General features: G+C 67.8%; 33 protein-coding genes. 2 read left to right on the top strand and 31 right to left on the bottom strand.

The window, feature by feature from the left end; translation table 11 throughout:
* Nucleotides 1-10: 10 nt before the first annotated feature.
* From map to BLW85_RS23160, 28 genes are all read right to left on the bottom strand, one after another.
* Nucleotides 11-847 carry a type I methionyl aminopeptidase gene (gene map / locus BLW85_RS23300; protein ID WP_070026308.1) on the bottom strand — a complete coding sequence of 279 codons (837 nt, stop codon included), beginning with the start codon at nucleotides 845-847 and terminating at the stop codon, nucleotides 11-13.
* A 103-nt stretch (nucleotides 848-950) separates the two neighbouring features.
* Nucleotides 951-1,616, bottom strand: coding sequence for an adenylate kinase (locus BLW85_RS23295; RefSeq protein WP_070026309.1), 666 nt, complete (start codon nucleotides 1,614-1,616; stop codon nucleotides 951-953).
* Nucleotides 1,616-2,929: a preprotein translocase subunit SecY gene (secY, locus tag BLW85_RS23290; RefSeq protein WP_070026310.1), complete on the bottom strand. Its 1,314-nt coding sequence runs from the start codon at nucleotides 2,927-2,929 to the stop codon at nucleotides 1,616-1,618. The genes BLW85_RS23295 and secY overlap by 1 nt, the downstream gene beginning before the upstream one ends.
* Before the next feature lie 186 nt (nucleotides 2,930-3,115).
* Nucleotides 3,116-3,571 (bottom strand): 50S ribosomal protein L15, encoded by a 456-nt coding sequence (gene rplO / locus BLW85_RS23285; protein ID WP_070026311.1) that lies wholly within the window; start codon nucleotides 3,569-3,571, stop codon nucleotides 3,116-3,118.
* A gap of 2 nt (nucleotides 3,572-3,573) precedes the next feature.
* Nucleotides 3,574-3,756 carry a 50S ribosomal protein L30 gene (gene rpmD, locus BLW85_RS23280; protein ID WP_003974250.1) on the bottom strand — a complete coding sequence of 61 codons (183 nt, stop codon included), beginning with the start codon at nucleotides 3,754-3,756 and terminating at the stop codon, nucleotides 3,574-3,576.
* 2 nt (nucleotides 3,757-3,758) lie between these two features.
* Complete coding sequence (gene rpsE / locus BLW85_RS23275) at nucleotides 3,759-4,364, bottom strand: 30S ribosomal protein S5 (protein ID WP_009190144.1); 606 nt, start codon at nucleotides 4,362-4,364, stop codon at nucleotides 3,759-3,761.
* Between the two features lie 43 nt (nucleotides 4,365-4,407).
* Entirely contained in the window at nucleotides 4,408-4,791 is a 384-nt protein-coding gene (rplR, locus tag BLW85_RS23270; RefSeq protein WP_070026312.1) for a 50S ribosomal protein L18, read from the bottom strand.
* A gap of 3 nt (nucleotides 4,792-4,794) precedes the next feature.
* Entirely contained in the window at nucleotides 4,795-5,334 is a 540-nt protein-coding gene (gene rplF, locus BLW85_RS23265; protein WP_070026313.1) for a 50S ribosomal protein L6, read from the bottom strand.
* Nucleotides 5,335-5,358: 24 nt separating this feature from the next.
* On the bottom strand, nucleotides 5,359-5,757 hold the full coding sequence (gene rpsH / locus BLW85_RS23260) for a 30S ribosomal protein S8 (RefSeq protein WP_014674378.1): 399 nt from the start codon (nucleotides 5,755-5,757) through the stop codon (nucleotides 5,359-5,361).
* Nucleotides 5,758-5,969: 212 nt separating this feature from the next.
* On the bottom strand, nucleotides 5,970-6,155 hold the full coding sequence (locus BLW85_RS23250) for a type Z 30S ribosomal protein S14 (RefSeq protein ID WP_003948630.1): 186 nt from the start codon (nucleotides 6,153-6,155) through the stop codon (nucleotides 5,970-5,972).
* 5 nt (nucleotides 6,156-6,160) lie between these two features.
* Complete coding sequence (gene rplE, locus BLW85_RS23245; protein WP_070026314.1) at nucleotides 6,161-6,718, bottom strand: 50S ribosomal protein L5; 558 nt, start codon at nucleotides 6,716-6,718, stop codon at nucleotides 6,161-6,163.
* Nucleotides 6,718-7,041, bottom strand: a complete 324-nt coding sequence (rplX, locus tag BLW85_RS23240) for a 50S ribosomal protein L24 (RefSeq protein ID WP_014674376.1) — start codon at nucleotides 7,039-7,041, stop codon at nucleotides 6,718-6,720. The genes rplE and rplX overlap by 1 nt, the downstream gene beginning before the upstream one ends.
* Nucleotides 7,042-7,043: 2 nt before the next feature.
* Nucleotides 7,044-7,412, bottom strand: a complete 369-nt coding sequence (gene rplN / locus BLW85_RS23235; RefSeq protein ID WP_003998823.1) for a 50S ribosomal protein L14 — start codon at nucleotides 7,410-7,412, stop codon at nucleotides 7,044-7,046.
* A 105-nt stretch (nucleotides 7,413-7,517) separates the two neighbouring features.
* Nucleotides 7,518-7,802, bottom strand: a complete 285-nt coding sequence (gene rpsQ / locus BLW85_RS23230) for a 30S ribosomal protein S17 (protein WP_039656223.1) — start codon at nucleotides 7,800-7,802, stop codon at nucleotides 7,518-7,520.
* Nucleotides 7,802-8,026 (bottom strand): 50S ribosomal protein L29, encoded by a 225-nt coding sequence (gene rpmC / locus BLW85_RS23225; protein ID WP_007494763.1) that lies wholly within the window; start codon nucleotides 8,024-8,026, stop codon nucleotides 7,802-7,804. The genes rpsQ and rpmC overlap by 1 nt, the downstream gene beginning before the upstream one ends.
* The gene (gene rplP, locus BLW85_RS23220) at nucleotides 8,026-8,445 is read right to left on the bottom strand and encodes a 50S ribosomal protein L16 (RefSeq protein WP_009190136.1); all 420 of its coding nucleotides are present in this window, start codon (nucleotides 8,443-8,445) and stop codon (nucleotides 8,026-8,028) included. The genes rpmC and rplP overlap by 1 nt, the downstream gene beginning before the upstream one ends.
* A 5-nt stretch (nucleotides 8,446-8,450) precedes the next feature.
* Entirely contained in the window at nucleotides 8,451-9,275 is an 825-nt protein-coding gene (gene rpsC, locus BLW85_RS23215; RefSeq protein ID WP_074993019.1) for a 30S ribosomal protein S3, read from the bottom strand.
* Nucleotides 9,275-9,622, bottom strand: a complete 348-nt coding sequence (gene rplV, locus BLW85_RS23210; RefSeq protein WP_006130776.1) for a 50S ribosomal protein L22 — start codon at nucleotides 9,620-9,622, stop codon at nucleotides 9,275-9,277. Before rplV ends, rpsC begins: the two co-directional genes overlap by 1 nt.
* A 45-nt stretch (nucleotides 9,623-9,667) precedes the next feature.
* On the bottom strand, nucleotides 9,668-9,949 hold the full coding sequence (gene rpsS / locus BLW85_RS23205; protein WP_030641188.1) for a 30S ribosomal protein S19: 282 nt from the start codon (nucleotides 9,947-9,949) through the stop codon (nucleotides 9,668-9,670).
* A gap of 12 nt (nucleotides 9,950-9,961) precedes the next feature.
* Nucleotides 9,962-10,798, bottom strand: a complete 837-nt coding sequence (rplB, locus tag BLW85_RS23200) for a 50S ribosomal protein L2 (protein WP_070026315.1) — start codon at nucleotides 10,796-10,798, stop codon at nucleotides 9,962-9,964.
* 40 nt (nucleotides 10,799-10,838) lie between these two features.
* Complete coding sequence (gene rplW, locus BLW85_RS23195; RefSeq protein WP_070026316.1) at nucleotides 10,839-11,258, bottom strand: 50S ribosomal protein L23; 420 nt, start codon at nucleotides 11,256-11,258, stop codon at nucleotides 10,839-10,841.
* On the bottom strand, nucleotides 11,258-11,911 hold the full coding sequence (gene rplD / locus BLW85_RS23190) for a 50S ribosomal protein L4 (protein ID WP_074993018.1): 654 nt from the start codon (nucleotides 11,909-11,911) through the stop codon (nucleotides 11,258-11,260). The genes rplW and rplD overlap by 1 nt, the downstream gene beginning before the upstream one ends.
* Nucleotides 11,912-11,919: 8 nt before the next feature.
* Nucleotides 11,920-12,564 (bottom strand): 50S ribosomal protein L3, encoded by a 645-nt coding sequence (gene rplC / locus BLW85_RS23185; protein ID WP_014674369.1) that lies wholly within the window; start codon nucleotides 12,562-12,564, stop codon nucleotides 11,920-11,922.
* Between the two features lie 16 nt (nucleotides 12,565-12,580).
* A complete protein-coding gene (gene rpsJ / locus BLW85_RS23180; RefSeq protein ID WP_003948644.1) occupies nucleotides 12,581-12,889 on the bottom strand; it encodes a 30S ribosomal protein S10 in 309 nt (102 codons plus the stop codon).
* A gap of 439 nt (nucleotides 12,890-13,328) precedes the next feature.
* Nucleotides 13,329-14,276 (bottom strand): hypothetical protein, encoded by a 948-nt coding sequence (locus tag BLW85_RS23175; RefSeq protein ID WP_074993017.1) that lies wholly within the window; start codon nucleotides 14,274-14,276, stop codon nucleotides 13,329-13,331.
* Complete coding sequence (locus BLW85_RS23170) at nucleotides 14,273-16,108, bottom strand: alpha/beta hydrolase (RefSeq protein WP_074993016.1); 1,836 nt, start codon at nucleotides 16,106-16,108, stop codon at nucleotides 14,273-14,275. The genes BLW85_RS23175 and BLW85_RS23170 overlap by 4 nt, the downstream gene beginning before the upstream one ends.
* 7 nt (nucleotides 16,109-16,115) lie before the next feature.
* Nucleotides 16,116-16,577 (bottom strand): hypothetical protein, encoded by a 462-nt coding sequence (locus tag BLW85_RS23165; RefSeq protein WP_074993015.1) that lies wholly within the window; start codon nucleotides 16,575-16,577, stop codon nucleotides 16,116-16,118.
* Nucleotides 16,578-16,955: 378 nt separating this feature from the next.
* The gene (locus BLW85_RS23160) at nucleotides 16,956-17,639 is read right to left on the bottom strand and encodes a serine/arginine repetitive matrix protein 2 (protein WP_074993014.1); all 684 of its coding nucleotides are present in this window, start codon (nucleotides 17,637-17,639) and stop codon (nucleotides 16,956-16,958) included.
* A gap of 58 nt (nucleotides 17,640-17,697) precedes the next feature.
* On the opposite strand from BLW85_RS23160, the gene BLW85_RS23155 reads away from it, so the two are divergent.
* Nucleotides 17,698-18,669 carry a YrhB domain-containing protein gene (locus BLW85_RS23155; protein WP_074993013.1) on the top strand — a complete coding sequence of 324 codons (972 nt, stop codon included), beginning with the start codon at nucleotides 17,698-17,700 and terminating at the stop codon, nucleotides 18,667-18,669.
* Between the two features lie 151 nt (nucleotides 18,670-18,820).
* Nucleotides 18,821-19,768, top strand: coding sequence for a hypothetical protein (locus BLW85_RS23150; RefSeq protein WP_244174905.1), 948 nt, complete (start codon nucleotides 18,821-18,823; stop codon nucleotides 19,766-19,768).
* Nucleotides 19,769-19,916: 148 nt separating this feature from the next.
* Here BLW85_RS23150 and BLW85_RS23145 read toward each other — a convergent pair whose 3' ends face one another.
* From BLW85_RS23145 to fusA, 3 genes are all read right to left on the bottom strand, one after another.
* Nucleotides 19,917-20,864: a hypothetical protein gene (locus BLW85_RS23145; protein WP_244174904.1), complete on the bottom strand. Its 948-nt coding sequence runs from the start codon at nucleotides 20,862-20,864 to the stop codon at nucleotides 19,917-19,919.
* A 183-nt stretch (nucleotides 20,865-21,047) separates the two neighbouring features.
* Nucleotides 21,048-22,241, bottom strand: a complete 1,194-nt coding sequence (gene tuf, locus BLW85_RS23140; protein ID WP_070026322.1) for an elongation factor Tu — start codon at nucleotides 22,239-22,241, stop codon at nucleotides 21,048-21,050.
* A 156-nt stretch (nucleotides 22,242-22,397) separates the two neighbouring features.
* Nucleotides 22,398-24,524 (bottom strand): elongation factor G, encoded by a 2,127-nt coding sequence (gene fusA / locus BLW85_RS23135; protein ID WP_070026323.1) that lies wholly within the window; start codon nucleotides 24,522-24,524, stop codon nucleotides 22,398-22,400.
* Between the last annotated feature and the right edge of the window lie 25 nt (nucleotides 24,525-24,549).

The following is a 24,549-nucleotide window of genomic DNA, read 5'->3' as shown; positions in this document are numbered from 1 at the left end:
GAGCTGTTGTTCAGGCCAGCGGATCGGGAGCCACGGTGATGCCGTGCTCCGCCAGCTTCGCCTTGCCGCCGTCGACGGCCGTGAGGACCAGCGGGCCGTCCTCCGTCAGCGCGACGGAGTGCTCCCAGTGCGAGGACCAGGTGCCGTCGGTCGTGATGACCGTCCAGTCGTCCTCCAGGACCTCGGTCCTGGGCGTGCCGAGCGACACCATCGGCTCGATGGCCAGGCAGAAGCCGGGGACCAGCTTGGGGCCCTTGCCGCGCCGGCGGTCGACGTAGTTCAGCAGGTGCGGGTCCATGTGCATCTCGGTGCCGATGCCGTGGCCGCCGTAGTCCTCGATGATCCCGTACCGGCCGCCGCCCGGCTTGGGCTGGCGGCGGATGTACGTCTCGATGGCCCGGGAGACGTCGACCAGCCGGTTGCCCTGCTTCATCGCCGCGATGCCGGCCCACATCGACTCCTCGGTCACCCGGGACAGCTCGATCAGCTCCGGGGCGTGACCGGAGCCGACGAAGGCCGTGTAGGCCGCGTCGCCGTGCCAGCCGTCCACGATCGCGCCGCAGTCGATGGAGATGATGTCGCCGTCCTTGAGGACGACGTCGTCGGACGGGATGCCGTGCACCACCACGTCGTTCACGGAGGTGCAGATGGTCGCGGGGAAACCGCCGTACCCCAGGAAGTTCGACTTGGCGCCGTGCTCGGCGAGCACCTTGCGGGCGACCTCGTCCAGGTCCTTCGTGGAGGCGCCGGGCACCGCGGCCTCCCGGGTGGCCGCGTGGATCGCGGCGACGACCAGGCCCGCCGCACGCATCTTGGCGATCTGCTCGGGCGTCTTGATCTGCACCATGGGGGGCCTGCGCTCTCCGTCACTCACGTGGACTGGGTGTACCTGTACAACACTACGGCCGCGGCGCCCCGTCGAGGGCACCGCGGCCGGAAGGCGGCCGGGCTTACTTGTTCTCGGCCTGCTCGCTCTTCAGCGCCTCCAGCGCGCGCTGGGTGACCTCGTCCACCGAGGCCTGCGCGGAGATCGTCCGGACCAGGCCCTGCGACTTGTAGTAGTCGATGATGGGCTCGGTCTGCGTGTGGTAGACCTCCAGGCGCGTGCGGACGGTCTCCTCGGAGTCGTCCCCACGCTGGTACAGCTCGCCGCCGCACACGTCGCAGACGCCCTCCTGCCGCGGCACGTTGTACGCCACGTGGAAGACGTGCGAGGAGTCGTTGCGGCAGATCCGCCGACCCGCGATGCGCTTGACGACCTCGTCCTCGGGGACCTCCAGGTCCAGCACCGCGTCCAGCGCCATGTTCTCCGTGCGCAGCAGCTCGTCCAGCGCCTCGGCCTGCGCCACGTTGCGGGGGAAGCCGTCCAGCAGGAAACCGCCCGCGGCGTCCGGCTGCTCCATGCGGTCCTTGGCCATCGCGATGGTCACCTCGTCGGGGACGAGGTTGCCGGCGTCCATGTAGGACTTGGCGAGCTTGCCCAGCTCGGTCTGCCGGCTGATGTTGGCCCGGAACAGGTCACCCGTGGAGATGTGCGGGATGGCCAGCTGCTCGGCGAGCCGGACGGCTTGCGTTCCCTTACCGGCACCGGGCGGCCCGACGAGGACGATACGCATCAGCGGAGGAACCCTTCGTAATTGCGCTGCTGGAGCTGGCTCTCGATCTGCTTCACCGTCTCGAGGCCGACACCCACGATGATGAGGATGCTGGTACCGCCGAAGGGGAAGTTCTGGCTTGCCCCGAAGCCGACCAACGCCATTGTCGGTACGAGAGCGATCAGACCCAGATACAGCGAACCCGGCCAGGTGATCCGGTTGAGCACGTACGACAGGTACTCAGCGGTCGGTCGGCCAGCCCGGATGCCCGGGATGAAGCCACCATACTTCTTCATGTTGTCGGCGACTTCTTCGGGGTTGAAGGAGATCGCCACGTAGAAGAACGCGAAGAAAACGATGAGCAAGAAGTACAGGGTGATGTAAATCGGGTGGTCACCCTTGGTGAGGTTCTCCTGCACCCACTGCTTCCAGCCCGAGTTGCCGCCCGCGAACTGAGCCACGAGGGCCGGGATGTACAGCAGCGACGAGGCGAAGATGACCGGGATCACACCGGCCTGGTTCACCTTGAGCGGGATGTAGGTGGACGTACCGCCGTAGGAGCGACGGCCGATCATCCGCTTCGCGTACTGGACCGGGATGCGGCGCTGGGCCTGCTCGACGAAGACCACCAGCGCGACCATGACCAGGCCGACCAGGATCACCGTGCCGAACTCGATCCAGCCGCCGGCCAGGGTGCCCTGCTTCTTGATCGCCCACAGCGCGGACGGGAAGGTCGCGGCGATCGAGATGAACATCAGGATCGACATGCCGTTGCCGATGCCGCGGTCGGTGATCAGCTCACCGAGCCACATCACCACGGTGGTGCCGGCGGTCATGCAGATGACCATCGTGATCGTGGTGAAGATCGCCTGGTCCGGGACGATGCTCGTGGAGACGGAGCAGCCGCTGAACAGCGCGCCGCTGCGGGCGGTGGCGACCAGGCCGGTGCCCTGGAGGATCGCCAGGGCGAGGGTGAGGTAACGGGTGTACTGCGTGATCTTCGCCGTCCCGGCCTGGCCCTCCTTCTTCAGGGCCTCCAGGCGCGGGATCACCACGGTCAGCAGCTGAAGGATGATGCTTGCGGTGATGTACGGCATGATGCCGAGCGCGAAGACCGTGATCTGCAGCAGCGCGCCGCCGCTGAACATGTTCACGAGGCCGAACAGGCCCTGGTTGGCCCCCGCCTCGCTCACGCACTGCTGGACGGCCTTGTAGTTGACGCCGGGGATCGGGATGTGGGTACCGACCCGGTAGACCACGATGATGCCCAGCGTGAAGAGCAGCTTCTTGCGCAGGTCGGGCGTCTTGAACGCCCGGGCGAACGCGGTGAGCACGGTGCCTCCTGCGACCCCCGCGCAACTGCGTCAAGGGTGACGGTCTGAGGTTCGACGAATAAGTGAGAACAGTGCAGGCCACCTTACCGGCGACCATGCCCCCCTTGGAACGACCAACCGGGGATACCTCATTGTGAGGTATCCCCGGTGGGATCGTTTACGTCATCGACGCGTCGTCCGAGTAGTTCAGACGAGCTCGGTGACCGTACCGCCGGCGGCGGTGATCTTCTCCTTGGCGGAGCCGGAGACGGCGTCGACCGTCACCTGCAGCGCCACGGAGACCTCGCCCTGGCCCAGGACCTTGACGAGGCTGTTCTTGCGAACGGCACCCTTCTCGACCAGGTCCTGGACGGTGACCTCGCCACCCTGCGGGTAGAGCGCGGCCAGCTTGTCCAGGTTGACGACCTGGTACTCGGTCTTGAACGGGTTCTTGAAGCCCTTCAGCTTCGGGAGGCGCATGTGCAGCGGCATCTGGCCGCCCTCGAAGCGCTCCGGAACCTGGTAGCGGGCCTTGGTGCCCTTGGTACCACGACCGGCCGTCTTACCCTTCGACGCCTCACCACGACCCACACGGGTCTTGGCGGTCTTGGCGCCCGGGGCGGGACGGAGGTTGTGGATCTTGAGCGGGTTCTGCTCCGCCATGATCAGTCGACCTCCTCGACCGTCACGAGGTGGCGGACGGTGTGCACCATGCCGCGGAACTCGGGGCGGTCCTCCTTGACGACCTGCGTGTTGATGCCCTTGAGACCAAGGGAGCGCAGGGTGTCGCGGTGGTTCTGCTTGCTGCCGATGTAGGACTTGACCTGCGTGATCTTGAGCTGCGCCATGATTACGCACCCGCCCCGGCACGCGCACGCAGCAGAGCCGCGGGAGCGACGTCCTCGAGCGGCAGACCACGGCGGGCCGCGATCTCCTCGGGACGCTGCAGACCCTTCAGGGCCTCCACGGTCGCGTGCACGATGTTGATCGCGTTGTCGGAGCCGAGCGACTTCGACAGCACGTCGTGAATACCGGCGCACTCGAGCACGGCACGCACCGGACCACCGGCGATAACACCGGTACCGGGGGACGCGGGCTTGAGCAGCACGACGCCGGCAGCCTTCTCACCCTGGATCGGGTGCGGGATGGTGCCCTGGATACGCGGGACCTTGAAGAAGTGCTTCTTGGCCTCCTCAACGCCCTTGGCGATGGCGGCCGGCACCTCCTTGGCCTTGCCGTATCCGACACCCACGGTGCCGTCACCGTCGCCCACCACGACCAGCGCGGTGAAGCTGAAGCGACGACCACCCTTCACAACCTTGGCGACGCGGTTGATCGCGACGACACGCTCGACGTACGCGGTCTTCTCGGCGGCAGCAGCGCCGCCGTCACGGCCCTTCCGGTCCCGCCGCTCGCCGCCACCGGCACCGCCACCGCGGCGCTGGGGTCCAGCCATTGGAATTACCTCTCTCTGTTTCCGCTAGCTACGGAACCGTGGCTCAGAACTTGAGCCCGGCCTCGCGGGCGGCGTCCGCCAGGGCCGCGATGCGGCCGGCGTACTGGTTACCACCACGGTCGAACACGACGGCCTCGACACCGGCGGCCTTGGCACGCTCGGCGACCAGGGCGCCGACCTGCTTGGCCTGCGCGGACTTGTCGCCCTCGCCACCGCGGATCGACGCGTCCAGGGTGGACGCCGACGCCAGGGTGTGGCCCTTCAGGTCGTCGATCACCTGCGCCACGATGTGGCGGTTGGAGCGGGTCACGACCAGACGGGGGCGCTCCGCCGTACCGGAGATCCGCTTGCGGATCCGGATGTGACGGCGCTTGATCGCGGCGCGCTTGTAGGCGTCGCCCTTGAGGATCTTCTGCCCGTATGCCATGGCTTACTTACCCGCCTTTCCGACCTTGCGGCGGATGACTTCGCCCTCGTACTTGACGCCCTTGGCCTTGTACGGGTCGGGCTTGCGCAGCTTGCGGATGTTGGCCGCAACCTCGCCGACCTTCTGCTTGTCGATGCCCTCGACCGAGAAACGGGTCGGGGACTCCACCTTGAAGGAGATGCCTTCAGGGGCCTCGACCAGGATCGGGTGGCTGTAACCGAGAGCGAACTCCAGGTTGGAACCCTTGGCGGTCACTCGGTAACCGACACCGCTGATCTCGAGCTTCTTCACGTAACCCTGGGTCACGCCGGTGATCATGTTCGCCACCAGCGTGCGGGACAGGCCGTGCAGGGCCTTGCTCTGACGCTCGTCGTTGGGGCGGGTCACCTGCAGGGTGCCGTCCTCGCCCTTGGCGATGTCGATCGGTGCCACGACGGTGTGGGTCAGCTCGCCCTTGGGGCCCTTGACCTTGACCGTGCGGCCGTCGATGGTGACGTCCACGCCGGCGGGAACCGCGATGGGGAGCTTGCCGATACGCGACATAGCTGTTTCCTCCGTTCCCTTCTGCTACCAGACGTAGGCGAGGACTTCCCCACCCACGCCCTTCTTGCCGGCCTGCTTGTCGGTGAGGAGCCCGTGCGACGTGGAGATGATCGCCACGCCGAGGCCACCCAGCACCTTGGGCAGGTTGGTGGACTTCGCGTACACCCGGAGACCGGGCTTGGAGATCCGCTTGATGCCCGCGATGGAGCGCTCACGGTTCGGGCCGAACTTCAGCTCGAGAACGAGGTTCTTGCCGACCTCGGCGTCCTCGACCTTCCAGCCCGTGATGAAGCCCTCCTGCTGGAGGATCTCCGCGATGTGCGACTTGATCTTGGAGTGCGGCATCGACACCGAGTCGTGGTAAGCCGAGTTCGCGTTCCGCAGACGCGTAAGCATGTCTGCGATCGGATCAGTCATGGTCATGAATTGGCCTGTGGCCTTTCTCGCCGGGGTTTCCTATATGCGCCATCCCTCTCCCCGTACAGGGACGGGACGGGTGCGGCGCGGGGACCTACGGCGTAGTAAGTCGTTCAGGGCGGCAGAGGCCCAACCCTCCTAGCCTAAGCCATGAGAGTCGGCACCTCTGCCTACCCCGGTTGCTTACCGAGAGGTCCAGGTATCCCTAAAAGCAGGGACTACCAGGAGCTCTTGGTCACGCCCGGCAGCTCGCCACGGTGAGCCATCTCACGAAGGCACACGCGGCACAGGCCGAACTTGCGGTAGACGGAGTGCGGGCGGCCGCAGCGCTGGCAGCGGGTGTAGCCACGCACACCGAACTTGGGCTTGCGAGCAGCCTTCGCGATGAGAGCCTTCTTCGCCATCTCGCTCACGCCTCCTTGAACGGGAAGCCGAGGTGACGGAGAAGGGCACGGCCCTCTTCGTCGTTGGTCGCCGTGGTCACCACGGTGATGTCCATACCCCGGACGCGGTCGATCTTGTCCTGGTCGATCTCGTGGAACATGACCTGCTCCGTGAGACCGAAGGTGTAGTTGCCACGGCCGTCGAACTGCTTCGGGGACAGGCCGCGGAAGTCGCGGATGCGCGGGAGCGCGAGCGACAGGGTGCGGTCCAGGAACTCCCACATGCGGTCGCCACGGAGCGTGACGTGGGCACCGATCGGCTGGCCCTCACGCAGCTTGAACTGCGCGATGGACTTGCGGGCCTTGGTCACGGCCGGCTTCTGACCGGTGATGGTGGTCAGGTCGCGGATCGCGCCCTCGATCAGCTTCGAGTCACGGGCGGCGTCGCCGACACCCATGTTGACCACGATCTTGACGAGGCCGGGGATCTGCATGACGTTCTCGTACTTGAACTCGTCACGCAGCTTGCCCGCGATCTCGTCACGGTACTTCTGCTTCAGACGCGGAGTGGTGGTGGTAGCCATCAGATGTCCTCACCCGTCCGCTTGGCAACGCGGATCTTGTTGCCCTCTTCGTCGAAGCGGTAACCGACACGCGTGACGACCTTCTGACCGTCCTTCTCCACGACCAACTGGACGTTGGAGACGTGGATCGGCGCCTCGGTGGTCACGATGCCGCCGGCCTGGGAGCCGCTGGCGGTCGGGCCGGCCTTGGTGTGCTTCTTGACCCGGTTGACACCCTCGACCAGGACACGCTCCTCGCGCGGGTAAGCGGCAATGACCTTGCCCTGCTTGCCCTTGTCCTTGCCGGTGATGACCTGGACCAGGTCGCCCTTCTTGATCTTCATGCTTACAGCACCTCCGGCGCGAGCGAGATGATCTTCATGAACTTCTTCTCGCGCAGCTCACGGCCGACCGGGCCGAAGATACGGGTGCCGCGAGGGTCGCCGTCGTTCTTCAGAATGACGGCGGCGTTCTCGTCGAAGCGGATGTACGAGCCGTCCGGACGGCGGCGCTCCTTGACGGTGCGAACGATGACCGCCTTGACGACGTCACCCTTCTTCACGTTGCCACCGGGGATCGCGTCCTTGACGGTGGCGACGATGACGTCACCGATGCCCGCGTAGCGGCGACCGGAGCCACCGAGCACACGGATGCAAAGGATCTCCTTCGCACCAGTGTTGTCGGCGACACGCAGTCGCGACTCCTGCTGGATCACGTCTATCTCCTGTTTGTCTGCCGGTTCCCGGCAGGGGTTTCCGTGCGGAGACCCCTGCCGAGCCTGGCGGAACTGACCTGCGAGGCAACTGCCCCGCAGGAATTGCTACTTGGCCTTCTCGAGGATCTCGACGACGCGCCAGCGCTTCGTCGCGGACAGCGGCCGGGTCTCCATCAGGAGGACGCGGTCGCCGACGCCCGCGGCGTTCTGCTCGTCGTGCGCCTTGAGCTTGTTCGTACGACGGATGACCTTGCCGTACAGCGCGTGCTTGACACGGTCCTCGACGGCGACGACGACGGTCTTGTCCATCTTGTCGCTGACGACCAGACCCTCACGGGTCTTGCGGAAACCGCGAGCTTCCTTGTTCTCAGTCACGTTGCTCTCGCTCATCAGGCGTTCTCCACCGTCTCGATGCCGAGCTCACGCTCGCGCATGAGGGTGTAGATCCGGGCGATGTCCTTGCGGACCGCCTTCAGACGGCCGTGGTTCTCGAGCTGGCCCGTCGCCGCCTGGAAGCGGAGGTTGAACAGCTCTTCCTTGGCCTCGCGGAGCTTCGCCAGAAGCTCCTCGTTGCCCAGCTCGCGCAGCTCGGACGCCTTGGTACCGGCCGACATCACGCTTCACCTGCCTCGCGCTTGACGATCCGGCACTTCATCGGCAGCTTGTGGGCCGCACGGGTCAGCGCCTCACGGGCGATCTTCTCGTTGGGGTACGACAGCTCGAACATCACACGTCCGGGCTTGACGTTGGCGATCCACCACTCAGGAGAACCCTTACCGGAACCCATGCGGGTCTCGGCGGGCTTCTTGGTGAGCGGACGGTCCGGGTAGATGTTGATCCAGACCTTGCCGCCACGCTTGATGTGACGGGTCATCGCGATACGAGCCGCCTCGATCTGGCGGTTCGTGACGTAGGCCGGGGTCAGCGCCTGGATGCCGTACTCGCCGAACGCAACCTGCGTCCCACCCTTGGACATACCGTTGCGCTTCGGGTGGTGCTGCTTGCGGTGCTTGACCCTACGGGGGATCAGCATTTCGGTCAGGCCTCCGTTCCGGTGCTCTCAGCCGGAGCGGCGGCGGCGGGAGCCTCGGCCTTGGGGGCCTCGGCGCCGGCAGCCTGCTGCGGCTTGCGACCGCGCCGCTCGCCACCGCGGCCACCACGGGCCGGGCGGTCGGTACCACCACGGGCCGGGCGGTTACCCGCACGGGCCGCAGCGTTCTCGGCGCGGACCTCGGCGATGTTCTTGACGTCGCCCTTGTAGATCCAGACCTTCACGCCGATGCGGCCGAAGGTCGTCTTGGCCTCGAAGAAGCCGTAGTCCACGTTCGCGCGGAGCGTGTGCAGGGGCACACGGCCCTCGCGGTAGAACTCCGAGCGGGACATCTCGGCGCCGCCGAGACGGCCACCGCACTGGATCTTGATGCCCTTGGCGCCCGCCTTCATGGCCGACTGCATGCTCTTGCGCATGGCACGGCGGAAGGAGACGCGGGAGGACAGCTGCTCGGCGACGGCCTGGGCCACCAGCTGAGCGTCCGTCTCCGGGTTCTTGACCTCGAGGATGTTCAGCTGGACCTGCTTGCCGGTCAGCTTCTCCAGGTCACCGCGGATGCGGTCGGCCTCGGCGCCGCGGCGGCCGATGACGATGCCCGGGCGAGCGGTGTGGATGTCCACGCGGACGCGGTCACGGGTGCGCTCGATCTCGACCTTCGAGATGCCGGCGCGCTCCATGCCGGACGTCATCATCCGACGGATGGCGACGTCTTCCTTGACGTAGTCCTTGTACAGCTTGTCGGCGTACCAACGCGACTTGAAGTCGGTCGTGACACCGAGCCGGAACCCGTGCGGGTTTACCTTCTGGCCCATTACCGGGTTCCTTCCTTGCTGCTGACGACCACGGTGATGTGGCTGGTCCGCTTGCGGATCCGGTAGGCACGGCCCTGGGCGCGCGGACGGAACCGCTTCAGGGTCGGGCCCTCGTCGACGTAGGCCTCGGAGATGAAGAGGCTGTCGACATCGGTGTGGTCGTAGTTGTGCGCGGCGTTGGCAATGGCGCTGTCGAGCACCTTGCCCACCGGAACCGAGGCTGCCTGCGGAGCGAATCGCAGAACAGCCTGGGCCTCCGTGGCGTCCATGCCACGGATGAGGTCCACCACACGGCGGGCCTTCATGGGCGTGACGCGGATGTACCGCGCCTGGGCCCTGGCTTCCATGGTTGTCCCTTCAGAGTTACTTACGTGTCTGAATGCGATCCGCTGTTAGCGGCGCTTCGACTTCCGGTCTTCCTTGACGTGGCCCCGGAAGGTGCGGGTCGGCGAGAACTCGCCGAGCTTGTGGCCGACCATCGACTCGGTGACGAACACCGGGATGTGGGTCTTGCCGTTGTGCACCGCGATCGTGTGGCCGAGCATGGCCGGGACGATCATCGAGCGACGGGACCAGGTCTTGATGACGTTCTTGGTGCCGGCTTCGTTCTGCGTGTCCACCTTCTTCATCAGGTGGTCGTCGACGAAGGGCCCCTTCTTCAAGCTACGAGGCATCTCAACCCGTCCTTAGCGCTTCTTGTTCGTCTTGCGGCGGCGGACGATGTACTTGTTCGACGCCTTCTTGGGCGAACGAGTACGGCCTTCCTTCTTGCCCCACGGGGACACAGGGTGACGACCACCGGAGGTCCGGCCCTCACCACCACCGTGCGGGTGGTCAACCGGGTTCATGACCACACCACGGACGGTCGGGCGAACGCCCAGCCACCGCTTACGGCCCGCCTTGCCCCAGTTGATGTTGCTCTGCTCGGCGTTGCCGACCTCGCCGACGGTGGCGCGGCAGCGGACGTCGACCAGGCGGATCTCACCGGACGGCATGCGCAGGTGGGCCATGGAGCCCTCCTTCGCGAGCAGCTGCACCGAGGCGCCGGCGGAGCGGGCGAACTTGGCGCCGCCGCCCGGCCGCAGCTCGATGGCGTGCAGCGTGGTACCGACCGGGATGTTGCGCAGGGCGAGGTTGTTGCCCGGCTTGATGTCGGCCCCGGGACCGTTCTCGACGCGGTCGCCCTGGCTCAGGCCACGCGGCGCGAGGATGTAGCGCTTCTCGCCGTCCGCGTAGTGCAGGAGCGCGATGCGCGCGGTGCGGTTGGGGTCGTACTCGATGTGCGCGACCTTCGCCGGCACGCCGTCCTTGTCGTGACGACGGAAGTCGATCACTCGGTAGGCGCGCTTGTGTCCGCCACCCTGGTGGCGAACGGTCACACGACCGGCGTTGTTACGGCCGCCCTTGCTGTGCAGGGGACGGACCAGCGACTTCTCCGGCGTGGACCGCGTGACCTCGACGAAGTCGGCGACGCTGGCGCCACGACGGCCCGGCGTAGTCGGCTTGTACTTGCGGATTCCCATTTCTCAGTCCTCGTCCGATATCGGACGATCCGGACCGCCCTCAGGCGGTCGGACCGCCGAAGATGTCGATACGGTCGCCCTCGGCGAGGGTCACGATCGCGCGCTTGCTGCCGGCACGCTGACCGAAACCGGTCTTCGTGCGCTTGCGCTTGCCCTGGCGGTTGATCGTGTTGACCCCGGTGACCTTGACGTCGAAGACCGCCTGGACGGCCTGCTTGATCTGGGTCTTGTTGGCGTTCGGGTCGACGATGAACGTGTACTTGTTCTCGTCGAGGAGCGCGTAGCTCTTCTCGGACACGACCGGCTTGAGCAGGACGTCACGGGGGTCCGTGTACGACTTGCTCAGCGGGGTCTCGACCGTGTTCTTGCCCTCGGCGGCGTGGCGACGCGCCTTGGCGACGCGCGCGGCCTTGGCCGCCTTGGCGGCCTTCGAGGCGATAGCGGGGTGACGGATAGCCATCAGGCCTCGCTCCCTTCGGTGTCATTGGCCTTCGGGCCGGACACGAAGGACTCGAACGCGGCCTGGGTGAAGACCACGTCGTCCGAGACGAGAACGTCGTACGTGTTCAGCTGGCCCGGCTCCAGGATGTGGACCTGGGGCAGGTTGCGGGCGGACAGCCACGCGGCCTCGTCGGCGCGGTCGACGACCAGGAGCAGGTTCTTGCGCTCCGAGATCTTGCCGAACAGCGACTTGGCGGCCTTGGTGCTGGGGTTCTCGCCCTCGACCACGCCGGCGACGACGTGGATGCGGTTGTGACGCGCCCGGTCGGTGAGGGCACCGCGCAGGGCGGCGGCCTTCATCTTCTTCGGGGTGCGCTGCGAGTAGTCACGCGGCACGGGACCGTGCACGACGCCACCACCGGCGAACTGCGGCGCGCGGGTCGAACCCTGGCGGGCGCGACCGGTGCCCTTCTGGCGGTACGGCTTCTTGCCGCCACCGCGGACCTCGCCACGCGTCTTGGTCTTGTGCGTGCCCTGGCGGGCAGCGGCCAGCTGCGCGACGACGACCTGGTGGATCAGCGGAACGCTGACCTTGGCGTCGAAGATCTCCGCGGGGAGCTCGACGGAACCGGCCTTCTCGCCCGCCGGCGAAAGGATGTCAACAGTGCTCATCGGTTACCTCAGGCCCCCTTGGCCGCGGTGCGGACCAGGACGAGGCCGCCGTTCGGACCGGGAACCGCGCCCTTGATGAGCAGCAGACCCTTCTCCGCGTCAACGGCGTGGACGGTCAGGTTCTGGGTGGTGACCCGCTCGTTGCCCATGCGACCCGCCATGCGGAGGCCCTTGAACACACGACCCGGGGTGGCGCAGCCACCGATGGAACCGGGCGAGCGGTGCTTGCGCTGGGTGCCGTGTCCGGCGCCGAGGCCACGGAAGTTGTGGCGCTTCATGACGCCGGCGAAGCCCTTGCCCTTGCTCTTGCCGGTCACGTCGACCTTCACGCCGGCCTCGAACACCTCGGCGGTGATCTCCTGGCCCAGCGTGTACTCGGAGGCGTCCGCGGTGCGGATCTCGACGAGGTGGCGACGGGGGGTGACGTCGGCCTTGGCGAAGTGGCCCTTGAGGGGCTTGTTCACCTTGCGCGGGTCGATCTCGCCGAAGGCGATCTGGACCGACTCGTAGCCGTCGACGTCGTTCGTACGAACCTGGGTCACGACGTTGGGGCCGGCCTTGACGACGGTGACCGGGACGACACGGTTGTTCTCGTCCCAGACCTGCGTCATGCCGAGCTTCTCGCCCAGGATGCCCTTGATCTGCTTAGCCATTCTCAGCCCACCAGCCTCAGAGCTTGATCTCGATGTCGACACCGGCCGGGAGGTCGAGTCGCATCAGAGAGTCAACGGTCTTGGGGGTCGGGTCGAGGATGTCGATCAGGCGCTTGTGCGTGCGCATCTCGAAGTGCTCGCGCGAGTCCTTGTACTTGTGCGGCGACTTGATGACGCAGTACACGTTCTTCTCAGTGGGCAGCGGCACCGGGCCCGCGACCGACGCACCAGTGCGAGTCACCGTCTCGACGATCTTCTTCGCCGAAGAGTCGATGACCTCGTGGTCGTAGGCCTTGAGCCGGATGCGGATCTTCTGTCCCGCCATGGCTACTCAGTAGTCCTGTCTCTTCTCACGCTCTGGAACCCGGCGGATTCCTTCTGCTGCCTTCGTTTCTCCGACCCACGCGGTCGGGCGTGTCGCGCTCCCGCTGACATGAATGTCCCTTGTTCGAACATCCCTGCGGGGAATGCGCACGGCCCTTCCGGAAACCGCGGACCGGGGACCTCGGGCCCACCGGGCGCCTGGCCGGTGCCGCGCTCACACTTCCCGGAAGATTCCCGTACGTCCGCCCCAGTGCTGCCCGAGGGCAGTTAGGACGACGAGTACTGTGGGACTCGCTTCCGGTCCTCCCGGCGGGAGGCGCGCAGCATCAACACTCGACCGAGCAACTCGGACAGTCTGCCATACGGGGCAGGCAGACCGCCAATCGAGCCGAAGAGATTACCCCGAGGGTGACGTAGGTCAAACCGGGGGCGGGGCGGCGTCAGACGGACTCGGCCCCCGGACCTGCCGTCGGAGTGGTCACGGCCACCCGCAAAGTGCCGTCTGCCGACGGCGCGACCCGGACCGCGCTCCCGTCGACGGGGTTGCCCGCCAGCAGCGCGGGGGCACCGGCCGCCGCCGGGGTCTGCCCGAGCCTCCAGCCCTGGCTCTCCAAGTATGTCCGGGCCCGCGCCAGCGCGTGGGCCATCGCTTCCTCGGTCAGCGGCTCGGTCGACCAGGCGTGATGGGCGTACCGGTCCTCGCCGTCCTGGTAGGTGGCGAGCCCCTCTCCCTCACGCGTCGCCGCATGACGCACCTGGAGGGCGTCGTAGAGGCGGCTGGAGTGGTCGCGGGCGAGGCGCTGGGCCCGCTCGTCGTCCGCGGTCTGCCGGAAAGAGGCGGGGTCGTCCGTGCTGGAGCCGCCCGCGGCGAAGCACGGGGACGTGATGGTGATGGCGGCCAGTCCCTCGCCCTTGGCCTTGTCGACGACACCGGTGAGCGCGGTCATCCAGAAGTCGTCGGGGACCGTGCGCATGTTGACCGTGGGGAAGGGGTCCGACCAGTCGGCGTCCGCGCTCTGGAACTTGTAGCCGCGGCTTACCCAGGCGTCTCTGGCCTGGCGCACCAGCTTCTTCGCCTCGGTCCCCGGCACCCCCGTGAGCTGGTACGAGAGCGTGACCTGCCGGCGCTCGCCGGCGCTGTGGTCATCGGCCAGACAGGCGCCGACGGGGTTCAACCCGGTGCGCTTGAGGGTCGGCCTGGGGGACATGCCGTCCACGGCCTGGTGAAGGATGTCCTCGGCGCGCTTGGTCGCCTGCTGCTCGTCCATGGTGACCTGCTTCGATCCCGTCTCGGTGCCGCTGCTTCCCTTCTGCCCCGCCCCGCACCCCGCCAACGCGACGGACGCGGCCAGTACGGCGATGCCCGTCATCGCCCGGGACAGCTTCATGGGGTTCCTCCAGTCACGATCTTCGCCATGTTGTTCAAGGAGTCACCCTCCCAGTACTGCGAGTGTGCGGGCATCAGGCCGTCCGTGGTCGGCAACTTTCCCGGCGCGACGTGGAAGGTCTGCCCACCGAATTCATCGGAAGTCGGATCGTTGCCGTACATGACCGAGTGATCGTTGAAGAGGCGCCAGTATGCCTTGGGGTTGAGGGGTGCCAGCGGACCGGCCGGCGGCGGGGCGAGATTCACAAGGTCGTTCCTGGCGGTCGCGGCCCAGACGTGGTCAGCTCCGATGTGCAGGTCCTTGGCGTGGTTCACGCCCACCCCGGGACTACCTACCAGGATGGCGCGGTCCACGGGCAGGTTGGGATGGTCCCGCATGGTCTCACCGGCCACGAGGGTGCCATAGCTGTGGCCGAGAACCGTCGAGTTCACCGGCCCGTGGTGGGCGGTGTCGATTCCGGTGAGGAAGTTGCCCAGTGGCTCACGAGCAGCGTCGGCGTACTTGGCGTCGGTCGCGTCGGTGAGGAGGTCCTGCGGAGCGTCGTAGCCGAGCCACATGATCGACGCCGTCTTGTGGGTGGGGTCGGTGAGGCTGGCCCGGTCCTGGAGCACCTCGGCTCGGTGTATGTCACCGTCGATGCTGCTCAGACTCGTACCGGTACCAGGCACATAGGTGGCCACGTTGTCGGCGGTGTCGGGATCGCCGATGGAGATGATGACGCGGCCGTTGTTCGTGTCGTCGAAGCCGAGCAGGTAGGGACGCTTGCTCTCGTCTGTGTAGGTGTCGAAGCGTTTCTCGATCGCTTCCATCCCGCCGAGCGGGCCGCGGGCCGCCTTCCGCGCTTCCTCCCAGTCCTTCCACGCCTGGGTCTCCACGCTCAGGCCCTTCGGCATGGCGCCGGTGTACGGGTCGATGTAGGGCTGGAACCGCTCGGGCTCCGGATGCTTCTTCAGCCAGGCGTCGTAATCCAGTTGCGCCTTTGCGTGGGCCTCGTCGAGCACCGTTCGGTTGGCCTGGTCCCGCACGGTGGCGGGGAGTCCGTCCATCGCACCGACCGCGTCGGGGTGGACCGACAGGTAGTCCGAGCGCTGCTCGTCGGTGAGTCCCTTCCACCAGTCGGCGTTGGCCTTTGGATCGTCGTGCTTGGGCGGCCGGGGCAGGGAGTCCAGATAACCCTTGCCGGCGTCGCGCACCCCGTCCGTGTCCGACTTGACGTCGATCCAGTCCTTGTCGGAGACCACCAGGTCGTCGTCGGCCTTCAGGGCGCGCAGCTTCGGAGCCCACTTCGTGTCCGCGTCCGTGGCTTCCTTCAGGGCGTCACCGATGCGGTCGGCGAAGCCCACGGCCTTGCCGAAGTTCGGGTTCGGATGCATGTTCACGGCCTGGCGCTCCAGCGCGGACGCCGTCGGATCCGTCGGACTGGTGCTCACCTGCACCGTGCCGCCCTCCGGGACCTTTCCGTCGACCTCCTTGCCACCGGCCGGGAAGGTCACCGACCCGTCCGTGCCGACCGTGCAGCCGGCCGCCTTCGCGTCCTCCAACGCCGCTTCCAGCTTTCGCTTGGCCGCGGCCATGTCGAAGGCGAAGCCATTCAGCGCCGTGCTGACCAGCGCACACTCGGTCTCGACGTAGTGGAAGTCCTTGGACAGCTCCTTCAGCTCCCGCAGAGCGGCCGTCGCGCTTTCCCCGGAGAGCTGGTTGCGGATCCCCGCCGAGACCCGGTTGTCGATCGCTTCCCTGGCCTTGCCCGCCATCTCGCTCGTGGCGCGGTAGCCGTCCGCGGCCTCCTGGTACTCGGACGGCTTGAATGCCTTCAGCACGGCAAGATCCATGACGCGCTCACTTGCCCTTCGTCTGGCCGCCGACGGCCTCGGTGTCCCGGTACTCCGACTTGATCTCCTGCAGCCCCGCCCGGACGTCTCCGTCAGTCATCGACAGATCGCGCCCCGCGCGCTCCAGCAGGCCGCCCAGCTTCCCGCAGCGGCCACCCACGTCACCGACGTACTTCTTCCAGGATTCGAAGAGCTCCTTCTGCGCCGCGGCCGACTCGCACCCGGCGCCGTCCCCCAGCCCCGACTGGCCGTGCTCGAGCTTCCCCAGAGCCGTGCTCACGTCGGTCCGCAGGCCCGTGATGTCACCGCCGGCGGTCGCCCATACCTTCCGGTCCGACTTCAGCAGCCCCGGGCCGCCACCGGAGGAACCGCCACCACCGGCGGTCGGCAAGTGGTTCAGCTGCATCCGAGCGGAACCCGAACGCGTGACCGCGTGCGCCTTCAGCTCTTCCCATTCGTCCCAGGACATGCCCGTGGCCCTCCCCCGCGCCCCATCAGCCGCCTCGCCGCGAGCTCGCACCGGCGTTCCTGTGTGCGAGGTATGAACTCTCTTTGAGTGCCTCAAAATAACAGCGCGTCACCACTGTTGCGATCTGTCTGGGGGACTAGGCGGTTGAGTACCCGTACTCATGCGCAACCGGGTCGTGCCGGACTCCGAAGACGGGCTCGTCGCCGTCAAAGCGCACGCACGAACTCGGCTCAATGGTGCTGCGCCGAGAGCTCCAACACATGCCGGCGATGGTCGAGTTGCCGTCCGCGGAGCTTCAGGTGACGCCGACCGCGCGCAAGTCAGGTGCCGTGCAAGACCGTGCGAGCGGAGATCACCGTCCCGGCCGGCTGACCGCCTCTATGCCACCGGCCCGGCCGGAGGCCACGGTGTGGCTCCGGAGGGGGGTGGGCCCCACATGGGGGGCGTCGCCGCGGCGAGGAGCCGGCGGCGGTGGCGGCCGCGGCGGACCGCGGTGACGATGCAGATGGCCGGTACCGCGACCGCCGCCGTCAGGAAGCAGCCGACCGCGGCCAGGATGCCGCCGACCATGCCGCCCACCTCGGGCTTGTCGCCCAGCGCGAACTCGGCCCCGGGGACCTCCGACGTACAGATGACCGGGTAGTCGCCGCTGGTCCGCGGGGTGAACTCGAAGACACGGTCCCAGGAGCGGGCTCCGTGGGTGACGCGGAAGGTGCCGGCCGGCTTGCTCGGCGCATCGGCCAGTTCGCGCGGGATCCGGCAGTCGACGTGCCCCCACCGGGACTGGGAGACGTAGATCGCCCGGGTCTCGCCCCGGGTGAAGGCGAACGTGCGCTGCTCCCCGCCGGCGAACGTGTGCGCCGTGTCGACCGAGTTCACCGCGTCCTTGATCGCCAGCACGACGAGGGTGACCCCGGTGCCGACCAGGACGACACCGAGCAGCGCGGCCACCACGTACCACAGGCGCCTGGGCCGCAGGTCCTTCGCCGGGACGACGGGCGGCGCGGGGGGCGGGCCGCCGTAACCGCCGTACGGTGCACCCCAGGTGTTCGGTATGGCCATGACCCGGCATCGTAGAACAGGTGTCGGGGCGGCGGCCGGGAAAAGGGAGGGGACCGGGATGATGAGCCGGGAAGAGGCCGTGGCGGCGGCCGAGCGGTATCTGCGCACCTCGGCGTATCCGGAGCGCGCGCAGTCCGTCGTGATGCTCGCCGGGACGGCGCTCTGGTACCCGTACGGCTGGACGGTGTGCTTCGACTTCCGGGAGCACCTGGAGACGGGGGACCCGATGCAGGGCCCCTTCAGCTCGCTCCTCGTCGTCCCGCACGACGGCACGGAGGTGCACTTCCCGCCGACCCACATGCCGGCGGAGCTGTATCTGGCACAGCGGGCCGCGGCGGCGGTGGCGAGCGCCGGCGGTCCGCGTGCGCGCGCCGAGGCGTGGCTGCGGCACACCTACGGCGCTCTGGTGGAAGTGGCCGGGCCAAACCGGGAGCCGGTGTACGAGACGGCCAGCGCCTGGCTGTTCGCGTGCCGGGCGGTCCCCCAGCCGGGCTTCAGCGACCCGGCGATGCTCGCCGCCTCGGTGGTGGTGCCGAAGGACGGTGGCGTCCCCTTCCACCCGTCCCCCAGCGACCCGCTGGCCGACATGGAACCGAGGGCGGCCCAGGGGGCACCGGGCCGGGACCTGCACGCGCGCGGCTGCCTCGTCGCCGTGCACTGCGGGATCGACGGCATACCGGTCTCCCCCCTGCCCTGGAGCCCCTTCCACGAGGCCCCCGGCTGGTGGGACCGGCTCGCGCGCCGCTACTTCCCGGAGTTCGCGCCGGTGCCGGTGAGCGGCTGGGACGACGTGATCGGCGCGGTCGGGGAGCCGGGGCCCGGAACCCGGGGCGTCGTCCGGGTACGGCGGCAGATCGGCGGCCACGAGATCAGCGGGAACCTGGTCTACGTCCACAACAACCAGGGCCGGGTCGTCCTCCTCGACGGTCTGGCCGGGGCCCTCACCCGCCTCGATCCGCCGCCGCTGATACGGGAGTTGACGCTGCTGCGGGCTTTGCCGCAGGCCGCCCGGCGACCAGCCGGCGGGTGACTCGCCGTCCCGGCGGTGCCGATCAAACCGGTGGGGCGTTGTCAGTGGCCTGTGACAGGATCCACATCGATCGCAGCCGGCGACGGATGCGGCGGCATCCCGCCGCCCGCGTCGGTGACGCCCGCGTACACAGATATCCGGGGGGTATCCCATGTCACGACCGACGGCTCTTCCGCTCCGCGGCGCCCGGCCCGGTTCCGCCCTGGCCCGCCTCACCACCGTCTTCGCGCTGACGCTGGCCTGCGCCGGCGCAACCACCGGTCTGCTGAACGCCCCGGCGGCGCAGGCCCAGACCGTCTCCGACGGCTCGCTCGCGTTCAGCGGCGACGCGGGTGACTACATCAGCGGTGGCCAGTCGTACTCCTACGCCACCTCGTCCGGTGACGGCCTCGACGCCTACGCCTCCACCGACGACAGCCACATATCCGTCAGCGTCAACGGCGCGAACGGCGACTGGTGGTACCTGGACCTGGCGGCCCCCGCCGGTCAGGCACTCGCGCCGGGCGACTACACCGAGGCCACCCGTTACCCGTTCAACCCGGCCTCCCAGCCGGGCCTTTCGGTGGACGGCAACGGCCGCGGCTGCAACACGCTCACCGGTTCGTTCCACATCGCCGACGTGACCTTCGGGCCCGAGGGGTACGTGCAGAAGCTGGACGCCACCTACGAGCAGCACTGCGAGGGAGGCTCCGCCGCGCTGCGCGGCGAGGTGCACATCGACAACCCGGCGCCGTCGGCCGCGCTCGACCTCGGCGTCTCCGTCGGCCTCACGGGCAAGGCGAGCACCCTCGACGGCAAGGCCACCATCGACGGCACGGTCAGCTGCAACGCGCCGGTCAAGGTGTCCGTCTCCGGTGACGTCACGCAGGTCGCCAAGAAGGTCCTGATCAAGGGCTCGTACGCGACGACGGTCGACTGCGAGCCGGGCACCCCGGTCGCCTGGACGGCCGCGGCCGACCCCACGGGCACGACCCCGTTCCAGAAGGGTGACGTGACGGTCAACGCCCGCGCCACCGCCGTCGACCCGAACTACGGGCAGCTCGTCACGGCGAACCAGACCGCCGTGGTGTCCCTGGACAAGAGCAAGTCGGTGAGCTGAGCCGGGGGCGCCAAGGGGCGGTGGGTGGCACCGCGGGGACGAGCCGGCCAGGTCCGGCCCCCGCACCGGTGCCACCACCGCCCCGCGGCGTTTCCAGAGCCCTGCCGCCGTGCCCCACCGCGCCCCGCCCGTCAAGGCGACGCCGCGACTACACGTTGCCCACCGCGGCCTTGCCGCCGGGCCAGCCCCCCTGTTCCGGCACCAGGTTGTTCGCGCTGAGCACGCCGTCCTCGGCCGGCAGGCCCAGCGAGGTGCGCAGGGTGCCGACGGCCGGGTCGCGCAGGGAGACGACCAGGCGGTAGGCCGGCTGGCCGGTGATGGTCCGGTGGGAGTCCGTGGGGGGCTGGAGCGCCTCCGCCACGGAGCGGGCGTCGTAGCCGGGGCACAGGGCCTGGGAGGGCAGGGTTATCTCGCCGACGGACCCGTCACCCACGTCGACGGAGGTGCCCTTCTTCGAGGAGGACCAGGTGACGGGCAGCCCGTGGGCGCCGGCCACCAGTCCGCGCGGTCCCTCTATCTCCACCGCCACGCCCTGGCTCCCCGGGTTCCGCGACAGTTCCAGGGACTTCTTCGCGCCGGGGGCGAAGCCCAGGCCCACGGTGAGGTGGCCCGGCGAGCGGGACGACAGCTTCTCGTAGCCGTAGGAGGCGAGCACCAGGCGGGGGCCGGATCCGGTGCCGGAGGGCTCGGGCGCGGGCTCGTCGGCGCCCGGCGGCAGCGGGAAGTGGTGGTAGTCGCCGGTGCCGCACTGGTTGCCGTCGGAGGTGCCGCCGCCGGGCAGGGAGACCGCCTTGGCCGGGCCGGAGACGGGCCCGGAGGACTGCGGTATCAGGCCCATCTGGAAGGCGCCGAAGACCACCACGGCCCCCGCGGCCAGCCAGGGCGCCGCGCTCGCCAGCCAGGCGGTGGCCGACCTGGTGCGCTTCGGACGGCGCGGGCGGCGCAGTCGTACGGCCGCGATCCGGGCCCGGGCCGAGGGTTCCTTGGGGGCGCGCCCGCCGCCGCCCGCCACCACCTCCCGCAGGAACGCGTCCCACTGCTCGTCGGACGGGGAGGAGGGGTCGTCGGGGCCTTGGGCGGGCGGGACGGTGCTCACGCGGGTCACTTTCCTCGGATGATCGGCCTGCGGTGGTCGGCCTGGGGGCAAGGTCATTCCTAAGCGGCCCGGCGCCGTCGCACAAGGGGTTCCGGAAAGTGGCGGACATGCGAAGAGGCCCGTACGACCGGAGTCGTACGGGCCTCTCCCGAGGTCAGTCAGTGACCTTCAAGCAAGCGGAACTTACTTGACGATCTTGGTGACCTGGCCGGCGCCCACGGTGCGGCCACCCTCACGGATGGCGAACTTCAGGCCCTCTTCCATGGCGACCGGCTGGATCAGCTGGACGGACATCTCGGTGTTGTCGCCCGGCATGACCATCTCGGTGCCCTCGGGGAGGGTCACAACGCCCGTCACGTCCGTCGTACGGAAGTAGAACTGCGGACGGTAGTTGTTGAAGAACGGCGTGTGGCGGCCACCCTCGTCCTTGGACAGGATGTAGGCCTGGGCCTCGAACTCGGTGTGCGGGGTGACCGAACCCGGCTTGATGATGACCTGGCCGCGCTCGACGTCCTCGCGCTTGATGCCGCGGAGCAGCAGACCGACGTTCTCACCGGCCTGGCCCTCGTCGAGCAGCTTGCGGAACATCTCGATGCCGGTGACCGTGGTGGAGGTCTTCTCCGGCTTGATGCCGATGATGTCGACGGTCTCGTTGACCTTGAGGACACCACGCTCGATACGGCCGGTGACGACCGTACCGCGGCCGGTGATGGTGAAGACGTCCTCGATCGGCATCAGGAACGGCTTGTCGACGTCGCGCTCCGGCTCCGGGATCGCGGTGTCGACGGCGTTCATGAGGTCCAGGACGGACTGGGTCCACTGCGCGTCGCCCTCGAGGGCCTTCAGCGCGGAGACCTTGACGACCGGAACGTCGTCGCCCGGGAACTCGTACTCGGAGAGGAGCTCACGCACCTCGAGCTCGACGAGCTCCAGGATCTCCTCGTCGTCCACCATGTCGGCCTTGTTCAGGGCGACGACGATGTACGGAACGCCGACCTGGCGGGCCAGGAGCACGTGCTCCTTGGTCTGCGGCATCGGGCCGTCGGTGGCGGCGACCACCAGGATCGCGCCGTCCATCTGCGCGGCACCGGTGATCATGTTCTTGATGTAGTCCGCGTGACCCGGGCAGTCGACGTGGGCGTAGTGACGCGCCTCGGTCTGGTACTCGACGTGCGCGATGGAGATGGTGATACCGCGCTGGCGCTCCTCGGGCGCCTTGTCGATGTTGTCGAACGGGGTGGCCTCGTTCAGCTCCGGGTACGCGTCGTGCAGCACCTTGGTAATGGCGGCCGTGAGGGTCGTCTTACCGTGGTCGATGTGACCGATGGTGCCGATGTTGACGTGCGGCTTAGTCCGCTCGAACTTCGCCTTCGCCACTGGGGTCCTCCTGTGGAGTGGTTCTGTACGCCTTACTTCATCGGCGCCAGGTGATCTTTGCTGTTAATGCCCGGGGCCCGGGGCAAACATCCGGGTTCACGGTTGTTTGCCCCTGGAGGCTCCGGAGTCAAGCCTAAAGCGTGGGAACGCGGTGCGTTACTCGCCCTTGGCCTTCGCGATGATCTCCTCGGCGACGTTCCGCGGAACCTCGGCGTAGGAGTCGAACTGCATCGAGTAGCTTGCGCGACCCGACGTCTTGCTGCGGAGGTCGCCGACGTAGCCGAACATCTCCGACAGGGGCACGAGGCCCTTCACGACGCGGGCACCAGCCCGCTCCTCCATGGCCTGGATCTGGCCACGGCGGGAGTTGATGTCGCCGATGACCTCACCCATGTAGTCCTCGGGCGTGGTGACCTCAACGGCCATCATCGGCTCGAGGAGCACGGGCGAAGCCTTGCGCGCGGCCTCCTTGAAGGCCTGCGAACCGGCGATCTTGAAGGCGAGCTCGGAGGAGTCGACCTCGTGGTAGGCACCGTCGTGGAGGATGACACGGACACCGGTCATCTCGTAGCCGGCCAGGATGCCGAACTGCATGGCCTCCTGCGCACCGGCGTCGACCGAAGGGATGTACTCCTTCGGGATGCGACCACCGGTCACCTTGTTCACGAACTCGTACGAGGTGTCGCCGCTCTCGATCGGCTCGATGCCGATCTGCACCTTCGCGAACTGACCGGTACCACCGGTCTGCTTCTTGTGCGTGTAGTCGACGCGCTCGACGGCCTTGCGGATCGTCTCGCGGTAGGCCACCTGCGGCTTGCCGACGTTGGCCTCGACCTTGAACTCGCGCTTCATCCGGTCGACCAGCACCTCGAGGTGAAGCTCGCCCATACCGCCGATGACGGTCTGGCCGGTCTCCTCGTTGGTGTGCACCTGGAAGGAGGGGTCCTCCTCCGCGAGACGCTGGATGGCGACACCCAGCTTCTCCTGGTCACCCTTGGACTTGGGCTCGATCGCGACCTCGATGACCGGCGCCGGGAAGTCCATGGACTCCAGGATCACCGGGTTCTTCTCGTCGCAGAGCGTCTCACCGGTGGTGGTCTGCTTCAGGCCCATGACGGCGACGATGTCGCCGGCGCCCACCGCGTCGATCTCCTCACGCTTGTTGGCGTGCATGCGGTAGATCTTGCCGATGCGCTCCTTCTTGCCCTTGACGGAGTTCAGCACCGAGGTGCCGGACTCCAGGCGGCCCGAGTAGACCCGGACGAAGGTGAGCTTGCCGAGGTGCGGGTCGCTCATGATCTTGAACGCCAGCGCGGACAGCGGCTCGTCGTCGGACGGCTTGCGGCGGACGACCTCCTCCGGGTCGTTGACGGCGTGGCCCTCGATGGCCTCGACGTCGAGCGGGGAGGGGAGGTAGCGCACGACCGCGTCGAGCAGGGGCTGGACACCCTTGTTCTTGAACGCGGTACCGCAGAACACGGGAGTGACGGTGGTGCCGTCGCTCTTGCCGGACGCGATGGTGATGCGACGGATCGCGGCGTACAGCTGCTCCACGGAAGGCTCCTCGCCCTCCAGGTACAGCTCCATGATCTCTTCGTCGTTCTCGGCCACGGCCTCGAGCAGCTTGCCGCGGTACTCCTCGGCAGCCTCGGTGTGGGTGTCCGGGATGTCGACGATGTCGTACATCTCGCCCTTGGTGGCCTCGGCGGACCACACGAAGGCCTTCATCGTCACCAGGTCGACGACGCCCTTGAAGTCCGCCTCGGCGCCGATCGGCAGCTGCATGACCAGCGGCTGCGCGCCCAGACGGTCGACGATCATGTCGACACAGCGGTGGAACTCGGCACCGGTGCGGTCGAGCTTGTTGACGAAGCAGATGCGCGGAACGCCGTAGCGGTCCGCCTGACGCCACACGGTCTCGGACTGGGGCTCAACGCCGGCGACGCCGTCGAACACCGTCACCGCACCGTCGAGCACGCGCAGGGAGCGCTCCACCTCGACGGTGAAGTCGACGTGACCCGGGGTGTCGATGATGTTGATGGTGTGGTCGACGTCTTCCAGCGGCCAGTGGCAGGTGGTGGCAGCAGAGGTGATCGTGATGCCACGCTCCTGCTCCTGCTCCATCCAGTCCATGGTGGCAGCGCCGTCGTGGACCTCACCGATCTTGTAGGACACACCGGTGTAGAACAGGATCCGCTCGGTGGTGGTCGTCTTGCCCGCGTCGATGTGGGCCATGATGCCGATGTTGCGCACCTTGGCCAGGTCAAGCGAAGTGGTAGCCATAAGGCTTCAGTCTTCTCTCGGTCTC

The sequence above is a fragment of the Streptomyces misionensis genome, assembly GCF_900104815.1.
Lineage (GTDB): Bacteria > Actinomycetota > Actinomycetes > Streptomycetales > Streptomycetaceae > Streptomyces > Streptomyces misionensis.
The sequence above is the reverse complement of the archived record's forward strand: the minus strand, read 5'-3'. Positions and strand labels throughout refer to the sequence as shown.